This window comes from Geomonas sp. (genome assembly GCF_056994735.1).
Window position 1 is genome coordinate 1 of record NZ_JBXKJL010000177.1, and the last position, 22,789, is coordinate 22,789.

Consider the following 22,789-nt stretch of genomic DNA (forward strand, 5'->3'; position numbering starts at 1 on the left):
TCGACTGCAGCGGCTGCCACGGCAACGAGCAGGGGGCCAGCTGGGTGAGCGGCTTCGGCGCGCCGAACTACGCCAACAAGTACGACGGGACGCTCAAGACCGCCAACAGCCACGAGCTGCACGTGAAGAACGCCGGCATCACCGACACCACCGGCTGCGCCAAGTGCCACCGGAGCACGGTCGACGCGGCGGCAATCAACAAGCTCAGGGACTACTCCACCGCGCACCTCAACAGCGTACGTGACGTCGCCTTCCTGGTCTACGGCAACTACTCCGCCAACACCAAGAGCTGCACCACCTACTGCCACTCCAACGTTCAGGCGGCAGGGGGCAACGCCCCGGCGACCTCCTACGCCAAGCCCCAGTGGGGCGCCAACGGCACCGTCGGCTGCGGCAGCTGCCACAAGAACATGTCGACCCTGACCGAGACCCCCGACGACCTCGCCCTGGGGAGCCACAAGCGCCACACCGTCGACGCCGGCTACTCCTGCGGACAGTGCCACGGCAACGGCTACTCGCCGACCACCGTCGGGGCAACCCACGTCAACGACAACATCGACGTCGTCTTCAGCGGGAAGGGCGCCAACACCACCTACTCCCAGGCCGGGACCAACGTCCCCGGCGACGGCTACGGCACCTGCTCCACCTCCTCCTGCCATGGCCGCGCCACCAGGAACTGGGGTTCCAACACCGCCGCGCCGACCTGCGAGAAGTGCCACGGCTCGGCCAACACCGCCCAGACCACCGGCCTCTTCCAGGATACCGCCGGCAACGCCGGGAGCGCCTATGCGGGGTCCCACGCCTCGCACCTGGCGGGCAAGCACAACATCTCCAACCCGATCACCTGCGACCAGTGCCACACGGTGCCGGCCAGCGTGAACAGCTTCGGCCACATGTCGAGCCTCCCGGCCAGGCTCTCCTTCGGGACCCTGGCCAGCCAGAACGGCACGGGTGGCGTGGTCCTCACCCCGAGCTACTCGGGGGGGATCGGCAAGACCTGCAGCAACACCTACTGCCACTCCGGCGTGCGTAACACCGGCGGCAACCCGGAAGGGACCAACCCGGCCCCCTCCTGGAACGACACCGCCTACCTCGGGGGCTCCGGCTGCGACAAGTGCCACGGCTACCCGCCGCAGTACCCGCACGCCTCGGTCACGAACTGCAGCGGCTGCCACACCCACGTGGCGGCGTCGAACATCGCCTTCGTCGACAAGAGCAAGCACATCAACGGCGTGGTCGACGTGACCATCGACGACTGCCTCGGCTGTCACTCGAGCTACAACGCCTGCCAGAGCGGCGATCCGAAGTGCGTGGACCAGAAGCTCCTCGGCGCGCACCTCGCCCACACCGACCCGGACATCTTCCTGGTGGGCAAGAAGCTCTCGAACGGGGACTTCATAGACCCGTCGTGGATCTACGACATCAAGTACAAGAACGGCTTCCCGCAGTTCGCCTGCGGCTTCTGCCACCCGATGGACCAGGGTACCCACAGAAACGGCTCGGTTAACCTCGACCTCGACCCGACCCACAGCCGCGTCGGCACGGTCAAGGCCAACAACAAGGCGGGGGGCCCCTGGCTCGTCTCCTACAACACCGGCTCGAGCGTGGTCTGCAGCAACGTCTACTGCCACTCGAACGGCTACGTCTCGCCGACCACCCAGACCTACCAGTACAACCAGACGCCTGACTGGTACGCGAGCAACCCGTGGGGCGCGGTCGACCGCTGCAACCAGTGCCACAACAACTCGCCGAACGCCAACGGCACCGAGGGCTCGCCGGCCCACGCCCGCCACGTGGTGGCCAACCACTACAAGGACGTCTTCTCCGGCTACAGCGGTCTGCTGAACCCGGCAGGGGCTCCGGGCACCGGTTCGGTACACGGCGACCCGGCGACGTCGACGACCTTCAACTGCAACATCTGCCACAACGCGACGGTACGGGACAGCTTCAACGACAAGAACCCGGTCTGCGCGAACTGCCACAACGGCACCACCGCGCCGCTCAAGGGGGTCATGAGGCTCTACTCCTCCAACACGACGCACATCAACGGCGACGTGGACGTGGTCTTCATGGATCCGTTCAACGTGAAGTCGAAGGCCCAGATCCGTGACGACATCGCGAAGGTCCAGGGGGTCTACACCAGCTGGACCAGGGTCAAGGGGTACAAGACCTACAGCTCCTTCGACCTGGCCCGTGTCAAGCCGAGCTACTTCGGCGGAACCTGCTCGACCGTGGCCTGCCACAACGGTACGCAGATGGAGTGGAAGACCCAGGGTCCGCTGGACTGCTCCGCCTGCCACACCGGCCTGCCGCAGTAGGAGGATAGCGATGAGATCTGCAAACACTGAATTCAACAAAGGCTTCAATTTGATTGAAAAGGCAGGTGACACAGCATGGGAAAAGTAATCGTTCGAAATATCAAGGGGATGGGCTGGAAGGCTAAGACAACCCTGATAATAGCGCTAACCGTGCTAGCCACCTTCGCGATGTACGGGTGGTTCGGGATGAAGAGGACGGAGGCCGCCATCGCGCAGCTGGTCGCCTGGACCAACGTTTATCATTCGGCCACGGCCATGAACCCGGCGACCGCCTCCTTCGCGGTGGGCGCCGGCAAAAACAGGATGCTGGTGGTGGGGGTCTCGGTCTCTTTGACCGGGGCCGCCACCCAGACCACCGGCACCGTCTCCTACGGGGGGACGGCCATGACCCTGGCGCTGGGCGACGCCGCCACCTCGGCGCGCGCCCACACCTACCTGTACTACCTGCCCCTGGGAACGGCGACGGTGGCTGATGCCTCCAAGAGCCTCTCGGTGACCATCACCGGCGGCACCACCAGGGTCAACGACATCTACTACGCCGTCTACACCGGCGTCGAGCAGTCGTCGCCGATCACCAACAGCCGCAACTACAACTCGGGCGCCAGCACCATCGCCGCCAACGGCAGCTTCGCCTTCGCCACGGCGCTAACCATCAACGCCAACAACCAGGCGATCCTGGTCTATGCCCAAGACAACACCGCCAGCACCACGGCGCCCGGCCTGACCCTGACCACCGGCTTCAGCCAGGGTGCGACGAACACCTGGACCACCACCAGCGGCGCCAAGGCGACGACCGCCTACCAGACCACCAAGCCGACCACCAACGGCACCAATACCTGCAGCAGCACCAACACCGGTGTGGCCTCCTACGTGTCGATGACCGGTCTCAGCCTCGCGCCGGCAACCACCACCCTGGGTAACGGCGCGGTCGGCACCACCAGCAACGTGGCGCCGGGGGCCACGTTGCAGAAGATCGACGGTTTCTCCTTCGCCACCTCGGGCGCCGCGACCGCCGACTCCATCACCGGCCTGACGGTCACCACCACCAACTACACCGCCATCAACAGCATGTCGATCTGGAACGAGGCCGGAACCACCCAGTACTTCGCGACAGTCACCAACCCCGGGACCAACACCTGGACCTTCTCGGGCGGCACCCCGATCCCGGTGAGCGGGACCACCGCCGCCAACTACAAGATCGTGGTCGACTTCAAGACCAGGGCGGCCCTGCCAGCCACTTCCACCAACTACGCGGTCACCGCCAACGTCACCGCCTTCACCTCGGGTAACGGCAACATCACGGCGGGGACCGACACCGCGGACACCACGCTGACCGTGCTCAACACCCACGCAGCCTCGATCTGGGGGACCAACACCGCCGGTGACGGCTCGGTGACCCTGAACTGGAGCTACGGCACACCCGGCCAGGGCGTGATCATCGCCCGCTACACCAACAACACCGACGCCACCAAGCCTGCCGACCCGACCACCTACAAGATCAACGACCCGCTCGGCACCGGCGTCGTGGTGTACGTCGGCACCGCCACTACCACCCAGGATCTGACGGTCCAGAACAAGGCGACCTACTACTACAAGATCTTCGAGTACGATACCTATCACAACTACTACAACGCGACCGACGTCTGGACCGCGGCCCTCAGCCCCGTCTCCAGCGACGTGACCCCGCCGACGGTGAGCGCAGGATTCGCGGCGACCACCCCGGTCAACACCACCGCCGTCCCGATCACCTCCTTCGCGGCGACCGACAACGTCGGCGGCAAGGGGATCGCGGGTTACCTGATCACCACCACCGCGACCGCACCTGCCTACAACGACCCGAACTGGACCTCGACCCCGCCCACCACCTTCACCGTGGCAGGCGCAGGGAGCTACACCCTCTATCCGTGGGCACTCGACGGCGGCGGCAACGTCTCCGCCCTCTACGGCGCACCGGTGACGGTGCTGGTCGACCAGACCGCCCCCTCCATCACCTCCTTCAGCGTCAGCAGCCCGTCTGCGACCAAGGTCATCCCGGTAGGCTCCTTCAGCGCCACCGACGCGGGGGGCGCCAACGGGGTCCAGTATCTGATCACCACTACCAGCGCCCAGCCTGCGGCAGGGGCGGCGGGGTGGAGCGCATCCGCACCGACCACCTACACCGTCGCCAGCGACGGGAGCTACACCCTCTACCCGTGGGCCAAGGACGCCGCCGGCAACGTGACCGCCGCGTACGGCACGCCTGCCACCGTGCTGGTCGACACCACCGCGCCGACCGGGCTCACGCTGAACACCCCGGCCGACATGGCGACCGACATCCTGACCACCACCGCGGTCACCGTCAACCCGGCGACCGACAGCGGCTCCGGTGGCGTGCAGTACTGGTTCGAGGTGACCAACATCGACATCCCGTACAGCGTGAACAGTGGCTGGACCACCTCCACCACCTTCAGCCCGGCCGGACTCATCAACGGCGTGACCTACACCTGGAGGGTCAAGGCGAGGGACGCGGTCGGCAACCAGACTGTCTTCAGCACACCGAGGACCTTCACCACGGCGGCGGCCTGCGTCAGGAACGCCCCTACCATCACCCTGCTGACCGGTACCGGTAGCGTGGCGCAGAACATCACCACCGATGGCGGGACCGCCAACTACAACCTGAGCATAACCAACAACGACTACGGCGGGTGCGGAACGACCCCGTTCACCTTCACGGTGAGCGACACCGACCTGCAGAACGACTTCGATCCGCCGACCGTCACGCCGACCACCGTGACGCTCGCCCCCGGACAGAACACCGTCTCAACCGTCGGTGTCCATGCGACCCCCGGCAATATCGGCGGCGTATCGAGGACCCGCGCCACCTCGGCCGACCCGTATCACTCCCCGGTTACCACCGGCGACGTCATCACCACCATCAACGTCTCCGGCTGCTACGCCCATACGCCGCTTCTGATCATCGGTCCGAACACCGGCTACACCAACCGCGGCGGTGCGCACGCCTACACCGTCACGGTCAAGAACACCGATACCGGCGCAAGCTGCGCCGCCACCACCTACAACCTGGCGATCCCGGGGGAGAGCAACAGCGTCGACTACAGCGCGTCGAACCTGTCGGCCCCGAGCCTGACCCTTGACGCCGGCGAATCGGCCTCGGTAACGCTGACCGTAACGGCCAAGAGCTCCGCAGCCCAGAAGGCGGTGAACGTCACCTCGGTCTCGGTAAACTCTGTGGGGCACACCTCGCCCTCGAACAACAGCGCCATCACCACGGTCGGCAACCCGCTCCTCCACAACTCGGACATCACCGCCTCGACCAAGTGGGGCGCCGCTGGGGGCTGGGGTGTCCCGGGCGCGAAGTACGGCGAGTTCCAGTGCACCACCTGCCACGTGGCGGGGGGTACCGCCACCACCAACATCAAGCGGGTCAAGCAGGCGATCACCACCCCGGATCCGGCCAAGGGGACCATTCCGGGCGAAGGAAAACCGGTGGTCTTCAACCGCACCGTCGGCACCAAGCCGAGCGGCGTCCTCGGGTGGGATGCGGGGGCAACGCCGCGCGCCTCTTCCACCAACGTCTGCCAGGTCTGCCACACCTATGACGCGACCGGCGCCAACGGTGTCAAGGCCCGCCCCTACGCCACTGCCGCAACCCTGGGTTCTCATTACGGCACCGACGGCAAGGACTGCATCAAGTGCCACAAGCACAACAAGGGCTTCGGCGTGAACGGCATGGGCTGCGCCTCCTGCCACGGTACCGACACCGGAGCGACCATCGACGGCAGCAACCGCTACCTGGTGGCGCCGCCGGTCAGCGTCGCCGGCAACACCGGCATCGCCACCGGAGTAGGGCAGGTGAGCAACGACCCGAAGGTCGGTGCGCACCAGACCCACCTGCGGGCCTTCAACGGCTTCACCAACTACAGTACGATCGACTTCCGCTGCCAGAACTGCCACGGGCCGGTCCCGACCGACTTCTCCCATGCCAACACCGCGGGGAGCTCGTTCCCTGCCTTCCAGGGGATGGCAACCAAAGGTGGCATGTCACCGAGCTTCAACTCCACCAACCGGACCTGCTCCAACACCTACTGCCACAATCCGGCAGGGAGCGGGATTCTCTTGGCAACCAATACCGGTACCAACGTCTTCCCGTCCTGGACCAGCGCCAGGTACGTGACCAGCGGCGTCAAGTCCGTGACCACCTGCAGCGTCTGCCACAAGGTCCCGGGCGTGGTCGGCTTCGAGCCTGCCGGAACCCACTCGGGTATGAGCGCGGACACCACCGACTGCTCGGGGTGCCACGGCCATAACGGCGATACCTCCGGCACCCTCGGCAAGAGGCATATGGACGGGATCAAGTGGGGAGCCGGCAACTGTGATACCTGCCACGGCTACGATGTGGGAACCTGGGCGGCGAAGGATGAGCGCTCCGGCGTTCCGGAGGGCAAAGGCGCCCACGAGAAGCACATCGCCTACCTGAAGGCCCGCTACGCCGTTACCCTTCTGCCCGGCAGTGATGCCTTCGGCAGCGGTAATTCATGGACATACGTTTGCGGGACATGCCATAATGGCGCGGTCCACACCATGGGCGAGGCGATACCCGGCACCGGTCGGACCATCTCCATCATCGCGGCGCGTCAGTTCGGAAGCTTGGCGCCGGTGTACAACGGTGTCGTCGGGATCTCATCCTCGGTTACGCCGAAGACATGCTCCAATGTTGATTGCCACTACAAACAAACGCCGGTCTGGTCGACGTACTAAGCAGGAGGCATATTTAAATGGTAAAAACGAATTCTACATTGCGGGGTATGAGTCGCTGGGCGAAGACCAGCCTTGTTATGCTCATCACGCTGGCGGCGTCTGTCTGTTTATACAACCCTCGGACTGCGGCAGCGGCGATTACGACGACTGTAACTCCCGCCTCCGCGGTTGGTACTACTGCTGCCCCCTCTGCTAACGTTACCATTCCTTTAAGCGTTGCAGGCAACAAGCGGATACTGGTTGTTGGAATAACCCTGGAAGGGGCTACGGCAAGTACACCGACGAATGCTGCGGTCACATGTACATACGGTGGAACAGCGCTGACCGCAGTCCCCGGTACTGATAATTCCGCGACTTCTGCTCTTGAGCATACTTATCTGTTCTACATGTTGGACAATACAACGCTGATGAACAACACGGCCAGAGCATTGACCTTTACTGTTAATGGTTTTGTCATGACCGGCAACAGCATGCACTATGCGGTTTACGATGGCGTTGCTCAAGCTGCTCCTCCTGGTAGTACAAGTAATTCCGGGGTCACCGACGCTGCTTCCATCAGTTTAGCGACTCCTCTTGCCATTCAAACCGGCGATACCGGTTTCGTCGTGGCCATGACAGCAAGGTCCGGTTCAACAACGGCTCGTACCTTTACCACACCCACAAACTGGACTTCGGTCGCCACTGCAGCTGCCAACGCTACAGCCCCTGCAACAAATCGTTACTGTTATACCAGCACGACGGTCAATGCAGCGGAGAGCGTAAATCTCACGGCAAGCGGCACTTCTCGCCTGTCACTCTCAGGCATGGTAATCAATGTGGCGGATACAACCCCGCCAGTAGCCAATAATGATGTCTCCGTGAGCCCGAGTATCAATAACGCCTTTACTAGCGGATCGCCAACCATTACCGCTACCTTCACCGAGAGCGATTTCGGGTCATCCGTGACAAGCTGCGAATACACCACCAACGGTTCAAGCTGGACCACCGGCGCGGTCTCCGGTTCCGGTCCTGTCTACACCTGCACCGCGACTCCCACGGGCCTGTCAGGCTCCCTGACCATCAACATGCGCGCCACATCCATCGGCGGCGGGCCCGCAGCCTCCACAGCAATCAACCGCACCGTCGACGTCACTGCGCCTGTCGATGGTACCCTGACTGTCTCTCCAGGAAATCCGGATAACGGTCTCGTCTGGGGCGCCGCCAGCGATGGAACCGGCTCGGGCGTAGACCACTATGATGTCTATTTCCAGACAGGAGCATCAGCCCCTGCCTGCGGCGCCGGCACCAAGATTTATACCGGTACAGGACGCATCGCCTTTCACACCGGCCTCCCGGGAAACACCCAGTATTCCTACCGGGTCTGCGCCACCGATAAGGTCGGTCTTGTATCGAGCGGCGCTGCCGCATCCGGTACAACGACCCCCAGAGCTTCAGTGGTAAACACCTGTAACAGTTGCCACGGCTATCCGCCGGTCGACAACGGCAGCCGTGTCGGCGGGACGTTCGGTCAATTCCAGGGCTCCCACAACAAACATGCCGGCTTCGGTGCCGGCCAGATGGGGTACGACTGTACCCGGTGCCATGTCAGCAATACAGCCTATAGCCACGCCAACGGCGCCATCAACATGGCAAGCCCCATCAACGGTGACGCCGGCGCCACCTACTCCCGCGGCGCCTCCTTCGCGGTGGGCAACACCTTCGCGCCCGGGTACTGCAGCAACACTGCCTGCCACGCCGACGGGACCTCGGTGGCCACCGGCATCATCGCGGCGAACACCTCCCCGAACTGGGGAGGGAGCACTATCTGCAGCAGCTGCCACGGAACGCCGCCGAGCTACGTAAGCGGCACGCTGAAGATGAACAGCCACACCTCGGCGCGCGGCCACAAGGCCGCCACCTGCGACATCTGCCACAGCAGCGTCACCTACAACGCCGGGGTCTATACCCCGGGCACGCTCCACAACAACGGCTCCTACGACCTCAACGCCGCCCTGGGCTACACCTTCGCTACCACCGGTGGCACCTGCTCAACTCCGGGCAACGGCTGCCACGGTCCCACTCCCGGAACCTGGGGCGGACACCTGGGGTGCATAGATTGCCACAGCAAGGCGATAACCCGCACCAAGGGGCGTCCGGGCACGACGCTTGCCAATGTTGTCGGCGAATTCGGAATGGCGTGGGGACACAAGAAATCAGGCCGGACCGCGGTGAGCGACGACGACTGCTGCGTCTGTCATCTCGAGGGCGATAGTGTCAAGCACAGCCCGTCTGCCTATCACCAGGACGGCAACATCGACCTGCGCGACCCTGACGGCGCCGGTGAGACACCTATCACCGACATGTCAGGAGCGGCCTGGACCTTCCAGCGCTTCTCGACCTCGTATGCCGCCGGTTCCCGTATCGCTAACGGGCAGACTGCCAATACGATCGACAACATCATCACCCAAAAATTCTGTGTAGCCTGCCATGATTCCAACGGCGCGACCAACCCGACTGCACGCTCCAATAACGGCGGCACCGGCACTGCCGCGATGCCCTTTGGCGGCATCCTGCTTGGCGCCACCTATACGGCGGCAAACAACGCTGTCGGAACCCAGGGGCTTATAGACGTCAAGACTCAGTTTGCGACAACAAATTCCACTCGCCACCCTGTACTCGGTTCACGGGCGAAAGACTTCCCGTACTCGACCCGACTTGCTGCGCCGTATAACAATATCGGGACAGCAAGGGATGCCAACGGCACCACTGGCCATGCTACGGCACTCAGCGTCGTCATCAACTGCATGGATTGTCACAATGCCAGTGCAGCACCGAAAACCCTCCGCACCATCGTGGCTCACGGCGGTTCGGAAACGCTGCGTGGCTCTATCTACGCCTCTACTCCGACGCTTTGTACAACCTGTCATACGGGTTATACCGTATCTGGCAATCACAGTACCGGATCGGCGTGGGGTGCTACGGGTAGCAGTCACAACGCAAGCACGAACTGCCACTACTGCCACGGCAGCAACACGAGCACGACAGCGCAGGTGCGGCCTATACGTGCACAGGATTATCATGGAAGCAATGCGCTGGTCGGCGGCGGTCTGTGGCCGACAATCAATGCACGGCCGGTTGCTTTCATCAGGGGTTGGAGCGGTACTGGCTATCACAGGGCGTACAGTTTAGCCGGAACAAGCGGATATGCCGCTAATCCCGGTACCGCCATCACATGCGGATCGGGAACCTGCCCAGGCGGTGGAACTATCGGTAACGGCCAAAACCCGACTTATACGGCAGGGGGAAGCTACTAATTACTTCATGAAATAGGTCGTTTATAGCCCTGCCTGAAAAGGCAGGGCTTATTTCTTATTAGTCATTTACATTAAACGCTCCTGACGGTCTACTGCTTAGTCTTCGATATATCCTTATTCTGAGGTGGAGTGTGAAATATATATTGTTTGTACTTGCTGTGTTGTTAAGTTGTGTTAGTGGCTGTAGCAGAGATGATTCTGGAATGAGTAAATCGAAGCAGCCCGGAAATGAAATTAACGTCAAAACCACTCTTTTGGCTACCATTGCCAATGACGAAAAACCGCAAACCTCGGCGCCATCTTCAGGCGTTGGAATGCATGCTCCCCTTGAAGCGCAGTTTCAGCCTGTGTTCAGCAAACGAGGCGGTGGGGTGGCGTACAGTGCCGAAAATAATGACAAAGTTTATGTAGTTCATAATGGAAAGCGTGGGAAGGAATATGCCAATGTTGGCGCCATAGCGCTCAGTCCTGATGGCAGTCGCATAGCGTATGGCGCCCTTGTTGACGGTAAATGGTGTATGGTCGTCGATGGTAAAGAGGGTGGATTCTACAACACGGTGAAGGGGCCTGTATTCAGCCCGGATGGCGCACATGTGGCGTATCAGGCGATGGCCGGTGACAAATGGCACCTGGTTGTGGATGGGAAGCCTAACGCCGGGACTGAAACACGCGTCCTCGATCACATATTCAGCGGAGACTCCACCAAGATTGCCTATATTGATGACGCAGACGACAAGAACAATGGGCGCCTGGTTGTCAGCGACCTGTCTTTTTCCAAGCAGACGGTCATTGCAAACAAGGTATCCAGGTTGGTTGTCGATAAAGACCTGACACGGATTGCTGCGATCATCAGTAAAGACAACAAACAATGTGCCGTCGAGTCGAGTTTTGACCGACCGGACGCCGTCAAGTTTGGGTCGCTGTATGACCGGATACAGCATGTTTCATTCGGTACTGGTGGCGTTTTTCTCGCGTATGCCGGAGAGCGCGCAGGCAAATCATTCGTGGTATGTGACGGTAAGGAAGAAGCTCTTCCCGATGGAGGCGGGGTTACGGAACCTCCTGTGGTCCGCGCTGACCGTAAAGGGTTCGGGGCGCTTCTTGCCGGCAACAACACGACGTCCATGTATCAGGCTTCCGGGGCAAACGGAAGAACGCATAAAGCATACGAAGAGGCCGTGAACCTGGTGAATAGCAGGGACGGCAATTCCTATGCGTACGCGGCACGCAGGGGAAGTGCCTGGTTTGTTGTGGTAAATGATCTGGAAGGGCCTGCATTCGATCGGGTCGTAAACCCTTTGTTCAGTCCTGACGGGAATTTTGTGGTATATCGGGCGCGAAAAGAGGGTAAACGTTTCGTTGTTGTCGCCGACAAGAACGGCAGGACCATCACAACGCATCCAGCTTACGAGCAGGTCTTTGAAGTGCAGTTCACCGCCAACGGGAAATCGTTCGCCTATGGCGTCAAGGATGGCCAGAAACTCCTATGGAAAGTGGAACCGTTATGAATCGAGTTACGCTCCTGTTCGCTCTGATTTTATTGTTCGTTGGTAGCCAGGCATACGCCGATGACCTGCCTTATTGCGCCAATCGCGTCATTAATGAGGTGACGAAACGAAGCGGTTGTACGGTTGGTGACGCCAAATGCTGGTTTGCCCATGGTGGCTTTTGCATGGACTATGTCCAGAAAATGACTGCCTCCCGCCAGACTTCCAAAACGGGACAGTGGCAACAGATCAGACCGGAGATGGTCAAAAAGGGGGATATCGCCCAATTTTTTACTCCCCGCGACCATGTCGCACTTGTAGAAAGTGTGGTCAAAGACAAGCAGGGGAGACCACGGGCGATAAATGTCTCCGAATATAATTACGGCACATGTTGGGTAGACCAGGATACCATGGTTACCAATACCTATAAAGTTGTGACCAGAAGAGCCGGTATACCCATCAGTAGTGTCGATGGCGGTTTTTTGAGACCGTGACGTTGCAAATGGTCAACCTTTGATCGTCAAGAAGTGGAGTGACATGAACGGAAAAAGTTTCCCGGCGGTATCCTCTTGTACCCTGTTCCTTTGTTTGATCATCTTCTTGTCTGCTGTTCCCGGTTGCTCTTCCGAACAGGAGAAACCCAAAGCCCCACTTCAATCCAGCAGGAATGCCGCGTCTGACGCCACTGTTCTTGCGACGATCGCAGACGGTGACATGCCGGACAAGATAATTGCCGCTCATTCAGAAGATCCTGCATCACAGGATCAGCCGTCTTCTTACCGGGTGGTGTTCAACGAATCGGGAACCGGTGTGGCTTATGTAGCCAATAAGGGCCGCATGGTTCAGGTGGTGCATAACAAGAGCAGGGACAAGGAATATTCTTCTGTCGGCACCATGGTGTTCAGCCCCGACGGCCGACGCCTTGCCTACCCTGCGGTAAGTGCTGACGGCAAGTGGCGGATGGTGGTTGATGGGAAGGAAGAACGATCTTATGACACACTCCTTACGCCCATATTCAGTCCCGATGGCCACCATGTCGCCTATCAGGCAAAGGAAGGGAACAAGTGGTTTATTGTCGTGGACAACACGCCAAACGAAGGCACGATAGCGAGTTATACCGAGCCCGAGTTCAGTTCCGATTCTGCCTTGATTTCCTATGTCGAAGCAGCTGCCTCCAACAAAGATATGCGCTTGTTTGTCAGTGATCTGAAGTTCAAAAACCTGGGCGTCACGTGGTCCATAGGGGATCTGTTATCTTTTATAAGCAGAAACAAGACCAGAATCGCGGCAGCTCAGGTTGTCGGCGAAAAACAGAGAATCATCGATTTTGATTTTGCCAAGCCTGATGTTATTCATGAGGGACGGCTTTATGACTTAATAGATAAGCTGACGCTGAGTGATGATGGAAAATCAATAGCCTATTGCGTTCTGAAAGGTCAGGAACGCCTGATAGTATTCAATGGCAGAGAAGAACGGCTTCCTGAAGGGCGCCTTCGCGAGCTGCCGGTGATCCGTCCTGACAAGAAAGGGGTAGGAGCTTTATTCGTTACCATAGACCGCCGCTTTTTCCTGCATCAGTCATTTTTTAACCGCAACGAGAAAGGAAAAGTGTACGACGAGGCGGTCAATCTGACCTATAGCAAGGATGGCAGCTATGCCTATGCGGCGAGAAAAGGTAGCAGCTGGTTTCTTGTCGTAAACGGCGCAGAGGGACCGGCGTTTGATCGAGTGGTTATTCCAATGTTTAGCCCCGATGGCAAGCGCATCGCCTATCGTGCCAAGAAGGATGGCGGGCGTTTTGTGGTGGTTGCCGATAGCACCGGCAAAACCATCCGGCAGCACCCCCCTCACGAGCAGGTATTCGATGTGCATTTCACCGCCGACGGCAGATCGGTCGCCTACGGTGTCAAGGACGGTCTGAAGCTTATCTGGAAGGTGGAGGCCCTGTGATCATGCAGGGAACTAACTACAAGGACTTATCTTTCTCAATAAACAGCCGAAAAGATATCGAAACAAGTGCCTAATCGAGAAAATAAAAATCATGACTGAATTAAAAACGACCATTGAAGCTGAACGCCGCGAGTCCCGTTATCACCAGACCCCCAAAAGCTTTCCCAGAAAGATCTACGACTTCCTCGCCTCTGTCAAACTTGCGATGGCCTTGCTGGTTACAATCCTCGCATGCTGCCTCGCCGGTGTCACGATTTGGCGCGGGGCGCGAGCCGGCGAGGTCATCTTCGCCACACTCTGGTTCAACGGCTTGCTGGTCTTTCTGGTGGTGAACGTCTGCTGCTGCTTCTTCGGCAGGATCTGGGGGCGGCGGTTGACCCTGATTTCCTTCGGCATGATCCTGTTCCACCTCAGTTTCGTGGCCATCCTGCTCGGAATAGTGTACAACAGCCTCTTCTTTTTCCGCGGGAATATCCGCCTGACTGAAGGTGAGATCCTGCACAGTGGTGACCCGCAAAGTTACGACTGGTTTGAGCATGGTGCTTTCTTCCGTTTTTCCCATTTGAAAGGTGATACGACGCTCGTCAGGATGCACCCTGGCTATAAGCTCGGCGGCGTGGATAAGCGGGCTGCCTACGAGGTGGCGGTCGGGGAGGAGGCGGACAGGAAACAGGGACTCATCTACATCACCCACAAGCTCTCCCATCACGGGGTCGAGTATTTCAACGACCGGGAAGGGTATTCGCTGTTGCTTGTCCTCTCCGACCGGCAGGGGCGGGCGCTGTACGGCGGCCATATGCCGCTGCAGAGCATCCGGCAGAAGAATGGCAGTTTCGTGTACACAACCGGCTATACGGATGGTGGTATGGTCAGGCAGGATGCGGCGCCGTTTCCGGCGCCACCGGAAAAACCACTCATGGCCGTACAAGTAGAATATATCCTCTCCAAGTTGAAGGAGCGTGGGGGGGAGGCGAAATTTTTGATCTATCCGCTGGACCAGAAGGGCATTCCAAAGTTCCACGAACCGCTTGCCGAAGGGAAAGCGGCGATAGGCGGTCAGTTTGCTGCCGGTGAGTACCTTATTTCCGCAGCAGAGGTTCGATATTGGGTCGTCATGAACGTGCGTTACGAACCGGGCAAGCCGATCGTTCTGGCTAGCCTCTGGGCAGGGTTGGCCGGGATGCTCATCACCACCATCGGCAGGATGAGGCGGGGGCGTGTGAAGAGACCGCAGACTGCTGTGCTTGAACCAGGTATCGCTTCCCAGATTTGACGATGCGCACCGATCCAGCTTCACAAAATTGCGGTGCTCGCGGTGATGACGATGTCCTACGCGTCTGGTCTGTCTTTGCCGTAATTGTCGTTCTTACCCTGGCTTGCTTTCTCCCGGACTTCCGGAATACCTTGCCTGACTGGGATGATGGCGGCTACCATCTCACCAATGACATCCTGCACGTCCTCAATTCGGGGATGTTCTTCCTCATCTGCCTTCAGTTGCTGAAGTCCGCTCATCCGGGTTCTCCCTTTACAGCACCTTCCCCCATCCCGCGCCTGCGGGCTGAAGCGCCCTTCGGCGCGCAAGCCTGTCCCCCTCACTCCAAGGGAGGGGGGATACGTAGTCTTCTGCGCACTTGATGTCTTCGGCAGGTATGGCGGGGGCGCGGGAAAAGAGCGCGGGTCGCGCAACTGAAGCGAGAGGCAAATGAGAACTATGTCACGAATGAACAAGCATTTTCTCCCAATCCTGTTTCTCGTTGTTCCCTGTTTGCTCGTCTATTCATCTTCGCTCAACCACGAATTCATTCCCTTTCTGGACGACACGGCTTACATCATCTGCAATGGAAGCATACGGGGCTTTTCCTTTGAGAACATAAAAATCGCTTTTACGAGTTGTTACGTCGGCAACTATGCGCCCATGCATATCGTGTCCTACATGATCGACTATTGGATCTCGGGTCTAAAGCCCTCAGGCATAATCCTGTCGAATGTTCTTTTACACACCTCCAACGGGTTGTTGTTTTACTATCTTCTCATACGCAGCAAGTTCACTCCGACTGGTGCGTTTGCTGCCGCGTTGATTTTTTTGCTTCATCCTGTTCAGGTTGAATCGGTGGTTTGGGCGTCAGAGCGGAAAACAGTGCTGTCGATGATGTTCTTCCTCCTTGCCATACATTCTTATCTCAATTACCGATCTGAAGCTGGCAAGGCTAACAAAACAGGCAATTACCTTTTTTCCCTGTTTCTCTACACTCTGGCGGTGTTGAGCAAACCGGTTGTGGTCATTTTGCCGGTATTTTTAGTTATCCATGACCTGACATACAGAAAAATGGATCGTCACTGGAATTGGCTTAAAGACAAATCGCCGTACATCCTCATTGCCTGTATCGGCGCCGTTATAACCATGTACACGCAGGATCCAAGCAGGGCGGGGGGGCGGACCGGTTTTCATGGTGGTTCGGGGCTGGCGACATTTTTCACCATGCTGCCGGTTCTGTCGAAATATCTTCGGCTGGTGTTCTACCCGACGGGGCTAAGCATCTTTTATGGAGACGTCCCGGTGAGGACCTCTTTTGACGAAGAGGTGTTTCAAGCTTGCCTGGTCGCGATTGCCTTGCTTGCACTGGGCATATGGCTGTTCAGGAAATACAGAGAACCGTTCTGTTGGTACGCCATGTTTTTCGTGGGACTCCTCCCCGTATGCCAGATTGTTCCTATCATAACGCTGATGAATGACAGATATCTCTACTTTCCCATGCTCGGTGGAGCGGCATTTATTGCTACAGCCATCAGCTCGTTGAATGCGAAATTTGTCCGGTATCGCTGTGTGGTGCCTGCGTTGTCCTTTATCCTTTTTCTGGTCATGTCTCTTCTGACCTACAACCAGACAAAGACATGGCAGAACCCATTGTCTGTTCTCCGGCAGGTCGTAAACAGTAACAATGAAGCAATAGAGGCAAAACTCCTACAGGATGTGTATTTTTCATCCAGTGATCCGAAGGGCTTGATGGAAGTTACCGAAACCCTTGTCAGCCGCTTTCCCAACAATCCCGATGTGCTGAGATTCGCAGGAAGCGTTTACGACAGGGCAGGCGGAACTCTCCTGGCCAGGCACTACTTCGACAAAGCGGTTTCTCTGGATCCGCTTGCCCCTGGGGGGGCAAGGCCCTTTACCAATCGGCTATGACCGATTTCCATAATCGAGGAAGCGCATCACTATGAAGCTTGCCATACTGTCGCCTCAATTCCCTTTTTCGGGCCGGGTTCCGCTGGTCCCGCCGATCCTGGAGTATCTTGCCGCTCTCACCTTGAGAGAGGCTCCGGGAACCGACGTCCAGCTTATCGATGCCAACCAGACCACGATTACACCGGCCGGGATCGCCGCCGAGACCGTTGCCATCAGTGTCATGACGGCAACGGCCCCCTGGGCGTACCGGTTCGCCGACGAGTGCCGAAACGCCGGCAAGCGCGTCATCCTCGGGGGGATTCATCCCTCGGCCCTCCCCGTGGAGGCCGCCCTGCACGCCGACTCGGTGGTGGTCGGTGAGGCTGAATCGGTATGGGGGCAGGTCCTGCGCGATGCGGATTCCGGCAACCTGCAGAAGTTCTACCATGGCGAGCGGCTGTCCCTTGACAACCTCCCCCAGCCCATCGACGGCAAGCTCAAGGGGAACTACCAGTTCCGGGCCTTTTTCACCATGCGAGGCTGTCCCTATCGCTGCACCTTCTGTTCGGTGCGCCGGTTTTTCGGGGACACCATCCGTTACCGTCCGATCTCCGAGGTGGCGTGCGAGATCGAAGCCCGCGCAGGGAAGCTCTGGTTCAACGGCGACGACAATATCTGGGGGGGCGATTTCCAGCGGAGCATAGACCTCTTCGATGAACTCTCACGGGGAAGCAAGCGCCATTGGTACGGCTTCGGCGACCTCCGCTCCATCCAGGGCGGGAAGGGAACCAAGATGCTGGCGGCTGCCCGCAGGAGCGGCCTCTTCTCCGTCTGGGTCGGGTGGGAAGGGGAGGAGCAGCACCTCGGATCGTTCAACGCCTCCGGGAAGCAGGGGACGAACCGGGAGGCGGCGGTCAAGCAGATGCAGGACGCCGGAATCGACGTCACCCTCTTCGTCGTGCTCGGCGGTCGGCAGGACTCGATCGAGAGTTTCAAGCGGACGCTGGATCTGTCGGAGCGGCTGCAGGTAGGGATCCATCCCGTTCTGCTGACGCCGCTCCCCGGGACCGAACTGTACGACGAGTATCGGGACTATCTGCGCCCCGGCCTGGGATGGGAGTCGTTCACCGGTGTCAACGCCGTCTTCGAGCACCCCGATCCCGTGATGACGCCGCTGCGCCGTGAGGAGGAGTACCATCGGTTGAGCAATGAGCTCTTCCGTTTCGAGCGGATCGCCGCCAGGGTGGGGAAGATATCGTCGCAGGGCTTTCCCTCGACGCACCTGTACTCTTTCATGATGCAGGTCCCGATGAAGTACGCGCTCAGCAAGGCTTATCAGGAGTGGAAGACGAGTGCGGGGCACGGCGAAGACGGCAATGCGTGCTTCGACAGGCTCAGCACGAACGGAGACGCTGGCAATGCGTGCTTCGACAGGCTCAGCACGAACGGGGACAGCGGCAATGCGTGCTTCGACGGGCTCAGTACGAACGGAGACAGTGGCAATGCGTGCTTCGACAGGCTCAACTCAAACGGGGGCACCGGGCAGGTGACGACTTCGCCGGCGACGGAACACTTTTTCGGCGCAGGTCACCTTCCCTGGATGGTGCTGATCGTGGCGATCACCTTGGTCCATTTCTTGGGGGGGACCTTGCTGCCTGCCGGCACAGCGGACCTCACGGCGATCATCCTTTTCCTGGTTTCTTTTCCGGTGATGGTGGCCGGGCTGGTCAGGAACAGGAGAACTGCCTACCGCTATCTCGATACCCTTATCGACTGGACCCCCGACGGAAAGTCCCGCAGGGCGCTGCTTCTCAGACAGTCTCTGGTGGTCGGGTTGTACCTGGTCGGCCAGTACTGGGGGTACCTGTGCGCCTCTCATCACTGAGATGGGAAAAGTGAGAATCGAGTCAACGGATGCGATTAACCATTGCCTTTACTATTAGTACCAATCTTCCGCCAGCTCCCAAAACTGTCATTCCCGAAGCGATTCTGATCGGGAATCCAGCTCCTAAACGACGTGAAATCTGGATCCCCGATAAGGGCATTCGGGGATGACAATCTCATAGCTGAAGATTAGCGCTAATTAGATTGCCTTTTGGGTCCGAGTATCAACCGAATGTAAAGTGGAGGGGTTGGCAAAGTGTCCTTTATTTGATATCTTCGACGGGACGCGAACTGTATTTAAATGACTGTTACTTCCAGGGGGCAACGATGAAACTTCAACTGATCTTCTTTTGGCTCGCGGTAGCGATGTACGGCGTCAGTACCTTCAGTTACAGCTTCGGCATCATTTCCAAGTACGACAAGCTGTTCCGGGTCGGATTGTTCGCCGCCGTGGCCGGATTCATTCCGCACGTGCTCGCCATTGTTCTGCGCTGGAAGGAGTCGGGGGTCGGTGTCACCCCTTTCATCTCCATCTCCGAGTCGCTCACACTGGGCGTATTCATGGCGGTCCTGATCTTCCTGATTTCCGAGTTCACCATCAAGAAGGTTTTGCCGCTCGGCGTGCTGGTCATGCCGGTCGCCTTCGTCCTGCTCGGTTGGGCCGGGACCATGCTGAAGGAAGTCGCCTCCCAGCTCCCCCCCGCCCTGCAAAGTGGCTGGATCTGGGTCCATATTACCGGTGCGTCGATAGGCTTCGCATCGGTGCTGATCGCGGCCGGCATGGGGCTCCTTTACCTGATGAAAGAGAAAAACGCCGCCGCGATACAGGGGAAAGTGCCGGAACTGGCGGTGCTGGATAATCTCTCCTATCGCTTCGTTGCCGGCGGGTTCATCATGTACGGGCTCATGATCATTTCCGGCGCCTACTGGTCCAACACGGTCAAGGGCAATTACTGGAACTGGGATCCGGTCGAGGTCTGGTCGCTGATCTCCTGGCTCATCTACGGCATCTACCTCCATCTGAGGGTCACCTTCGGCTGGCGCGGCACGAGGCTCGCCTGGTACGCGCTGATCGCCCTGGTGGTCATGATCGTAAGTTACTGGGGAATTCCCTTCGGCACGGAGACCTTCCATGCCGGGTTCCGCATCGACCACACCTAGTCTTTTGGCTTTTGATTTGCAGGATGCACATCGTTACTCCTGGTCCCTCGCCCTTCTACGGGGGGGCCAGGAGGAACACTTACGGGTCCCGAATTTGTACCTAATCAGCAATAGATGACTTTTGTTACCTGGTAGAAAAAGCAAAGAGCTTTAACCGGTAGTCGCAGAAGTAAAAGGTGTTTACCACAAATGAAAATATGCATCATCAAGCCTGTCCTCCCATTCGGCTGGGCGCCGGTAGCACCGCCGATCCTCGAGTACCTGGCAGCACTCACCCGCAAGGCAGACCCGACCATCGAGATCCAGCTCATCAGCGCCAGCAGAACTCCCGAGGCCATTGACACGATCGAGTGCGACCTGGCCGCCATCAGCATCCTGACGCCGACCGCCGTTTCCGGCTACCAGATCGCCGACAAGCTGCGGGCGCGCGGCATCAAGGTGGTCTTCGGCGGCATGCATGCCTCGGCGATGCCGGAGGAGGCGAAGAGCCACGGCGACTGCGTCGTCATCGGAGAGGCCGAGTCGGCCTGGCCCGAGGTGCTGCGCGACTTCCGCGCCGGAGGGATGAAGCCCTTTTACCGCGGAGAGCAGATCGAGCTGGACGACCTGCCGACGCCTCTGTACGGCATGCTGCAGGACGGCCACCGCTTCCGCATCGTCAACACCTCGCGTGGCTGCCCTTACAACTGCACCTTCTGCTCGGTCAAGCCGTTCCTGGGCTCCAAGATCCGTTTCCGCCCCATCGAGCATGTGGTGCGCGATGTCATGGCCATCCCGGAGAACATGTACATAAACGGGGACGAGAACATCTGGTGGGAAGGGTGCGAACAGCGCGCCATCGACCTCTTCACCGCGCTCAAGGGATCGCGCAAGAAGTGGATGGGGTTTGGCAGCCTGCGGCCGGTGCTCTCTCCGGCGGGGTCGCGCATGCTGAAGGCCGCCCGCGAGTGCGGGATGCTGACGGTCTGGGTCGGCTGGGACGCCATCTCGGACGACTCCCTGACCGCTTACAAGGCCAACGGCAAGATCGGCGTCGACCGGGAAAGGGCGGTCCGTACCCTGAAGGACCACGGCATAGACGTCTCGCTCTTTTACATGCTGGGGGGGCGCAATGACTCCCTGGACGACTTCAAACGTTCCGTTGAGGTAGCGGACAGGCTGGGGGTGAGCATGCACCCCTCCCTGGTGGTCCCTTACCCCGGCACGGAGCTTGCTAAGCAATACGAGCCCTACATCTACAAGGAGCTCGGCTGGGAGTACTACAGCGGCGCCTACGCCGTCTTCGAGCATCCCGACCCGGCCATGACCCCCGAGGTGAGGGAAGAGCAGTTTTACCAGAGTTCTCTCGAACTTTTGAGCGTGCCCCGGGTGTTGCGACATATGTTCAAGATGCCGATCTATGGCTTCCCGCATGCCCACATCCTCTCGCTGATGAGTCAGTTGCCGGTCGGAAGGGGTATGAAGCTGGCCTACGAGGAGTGGAAGGCTCACAAACACTTACTTGCCGAGAAAAGACGCCCGAAATAGAGCGGGTCATTTTATCATCGCCCGAGTTACCAGCCGGGCTGTTTAATGGAGAAATTAGAATGCGGAAAATGTTGTTGGTCTCACTGTCATTGCTGACTGCCGTGTCGTTGGCCGCCTGCTCAAAGGAGGAGGGCAATGCCACCAAGAAAGCAGGCACCGAAGCCGCAAAGAAAGACGCCGGCGCTCCCGCCGCGAAAAAAGTAGACGGTTTTATCGGCGTGATAAGGGATGCGAAGCTCGATGCCCTGCCCACCAATACCATAGGCGGCGCCTTCGACCGTTACCAGTACTTCGAAACCAGGGACTGGACCGAGTCCAGGGGCACGGGCGGCAGGGTGGTCGTCGATTTTTACGCCAAGTTGAAGGATTCCTCCCTGTCCGAAAAGGACCGCCAGGCCGGTGTGATCGGCAGGGGGCTGGACGTAAAATTCGTCATCAATGCGGACGGCTCCTATGCGGTAGCCGCCATCTCCCGCTACGACAACAAGCCGGGGGGGAAGGTTGAGAGTTATGCCGTGGCGGATTTCGGCACGATTCTGCCCAAAATATACGCTGACAAGGTGCTCGTCTTTTAGGCATAGACTTGGTAACCATAACGCGCAAGGTCGGCAGAGACAGGCTTTTCCGCTGCTGAGATTTTTGCCCACATAGGCTTTTCCTCTGTGTCTCGCGCACCACAGCATCATGAGTGATCTATCGGGATTTAGCAGCCAAAAGCACAAACGCGAGGTCTTTTATGTCCACCACTGCTAGTACAAGCCACCGTCTTACCGAGGAGATTCTCCCCTTCCTCGAGGCCGGCGTCGACGCCGAACTCCCAAGCTTCAACGACTACGCCATGCAGCTCTTCGACCTGCAGTACAAGAACAACCAGCTCTTCCGGGAGTTCTGCGACCTGAAGAAGGTGCGCCCGGGGGATATCGATAGATGGCAGGACGTCCCCATGGTCTACAACGACGTCTTCAAGACCCACCTGGTCGCCTCCTTCCCGCTTGAGCAGTCGGTCATGTCCTGCCTCACCGGCGGCACCACCAGCATCACCCAGCGCGGGCGCATCTTCCGCGACGAGGACGGCAAGCGCCTGGTCTTCACGGCGAACCGTATCATGACGCAGTCCTACCTCTTCCCCGACTTCGAGGAGGGGAAGCGCTGCCGCATCCTGATCCTGGCCCCGAGCCCGGAGCTCGCCCCCTCCATGGGGATGGCCATCGGCATGGACCAGACCCGGCAGGCCTTCGGCACGCCCGA

13 protein-coding genes and 1 pseudogene are annotated in these 22,789 nt (G+C 59.2%); 13 read left to right on the forward strand and 1 reads right to left on the reverse strand.

The window, feature by feature from the left end; genetic code table 11:
* The 7 genes from AC11W3_RS08190 to AC11W3_RS08220 all read left to right on the forward strand — a co-directional run.
* On the forward strand, window positions 1-2,318 hold a 2,318-nt coding region (locus tag AC11W3_RS08190), incomplete at its 5' end, for a CxxxxCH/CxxCH domain c-type cytochrome (RefSeq protein WP_484092791.1).
* A gap of 75 nt (window positions 2,319-2,393) precedes the next feature.
* Window positions 2,394-7,076, forward strand: a complete 4,683-nt coding sequence (locus AC11W3_RS08195; RefSeq protein WP_484092792.1) for a CxxxxCH/CxxCH domain c-type cytochrome — start codon at window positions 2,394-2,396, stop codon at window positions 7,074-7,076.
* Between the two features lie 857 nt (window positions 7,077-7,933).
* A complete protein-coding gene (locus AC11W3_RS08200; protein WP_484092793.1) occupies window positions 7,934-10,369 on the forward strand; it encodes a CxxxxCH/CxxCH domain c-type cytochrome in 2,436 nt (811 codons plus the stop codon).
* Between the two features lie 203 nt (window positions 10,370-10,572).
* Entirely contained in the window at window positions 10,573-11,877 is a 1,305-nt protein-coding gene (locus tag AC11W3_RS08205) for a TolB family protein (RefSeq protein WP_484092794.1), read from the forward strand.
* Window positions 11,874-12,350 carry a CFEM domain-containing protein gene (locus AC11W3_RS08210; protein WP_484092795.1) on the forward strand — a complete coding sequence of 159 codons (477 nt, stop codon included), beginning with the start codon at window positions 11,874-11,876 and terminating at the stop codon, window positions 12,348-12,350. The genes AC11W3_RS08205 and AC11W3_RS08210 overlap by 4 nt, the downstream gene beginning before the upstream one ends.
* Window positions 12,351-12,393: 43 nt before the next feature.
* Entirely contained in the window at window positions 12,394-13,806 is a 1,413-nt protein-coding gene (locus AC11W3_RS08215; protein ID WP_484092796.1) for a hypothetical protein, read from the forward strand.
* Between the two features lie 91 nt (window positions 13,807-13,897).
* The gene (locus AC11W3_RS08220) at window positions 13,898-15,079 is read left to right on the forward strand and encodes a hypothetical protein (protein WP_484092797.1); all 1,182 of its coding nucleotides are present in this window, start codon (window positions 13,898-13,900) and stop codon (window positions 15,077-15,079) included.
* 56 nt (window positions 15,080-15,135) lie between these two features.
* Here the strand turns inward: AC11W3_RS08220 and AC11W3_RS08225 are convergent, their stop codons facing one another.
* Entirely contained in the window at window positions 15,136-15,318 is a 183-nt protein-coding gene (locus tag AC11W3_RS08225; protein ID WP_484092798.1) for a hypothetical protein, read from the reverse strand.
* A 208-nt stretch (window positions 15,319-15,526) separates the two neighbouring features.
* On the opposite strand from AC11W3_RS08225, the gene AC11W3_RS08230 reads away from it, so the two are divergent.
* From AC11W3_RS08230 to AC11W3_RS08255, 6 genes and pseudogenes are all read left to right on the forward strand, one after another.
* Window positions 15,527-16,990, forward strand: a complete 1,464-nt coding sequence (locus AC11W3_RS08230) for a glycosyltransferase family 39 protein (protein ID WP_484092799.1) — start codon at window positions 15,527-15,529, stop codon at window positions 16,988-16,990.
* A gap of 31 nt (window positions 16,991-17,021) precedes the next feature.
* Window positions 17,022-18,854 carry a B12-binding domain-containing radical SAM protein gene (locus tag AC11W3_RS08235; RefSeq protein ID WP_484092800.1) on the forward strand — a complete coding sequence of 611 codons (1,833 nt, stop codon included), beginning with the start codon at window positions 17,022-17,024 and terminating at the stop codon, window positions 18,852-18,854.
* Between the two features lie 326 nt (window positions 18,855-19,180).
* On the forward strand, window positions 19,181-20,014 hold the full coding sequence (gene ccsA, locus AC11W3_RS08240; protein WP_484092801.1) for a cytochrome c biogenesis protein CcsA: 834 nt from the start codon (window positions 19,181-19,183) through the stop codon (window positions 20,012-20,014).
* A 189-nt stretch (window positions 20,015-20,203) separates the two neighbouring features.
* Complete coding sequence (locus tag AC11W3_RS08245; RefSeq protein ID WP_484092802.1) at window positions 20,204-21,541, forward strand: B12-binding domain-containing radical SAM protein; 1,338 nt, start codon at window positions 20,204-20,206, stop codon at window positions 21,539-21,541.
* 59 nt (window positions 21,542-21,600) lie between these two features.
* Window positions 21,601-22,116: a hypothetical protein gene (locus AC11W3_RS08250; RefSeq protein ID WP_484092803.1), complete on the forward strand. Its 516-nt coding sequence runs from the start codon at window positions 21,601-21,603 to the stop codon at window positions 22,114-22,116.
* A 161-nt stretch (window positions 22,117-22,277) separates the two neighbouring features.
* Window positions 22,278-22,789, forward strand: a pseudogene (locus AC11W3_RS08255) (LuxE/PaaK family acyltransferase); the annotation flags it as partial.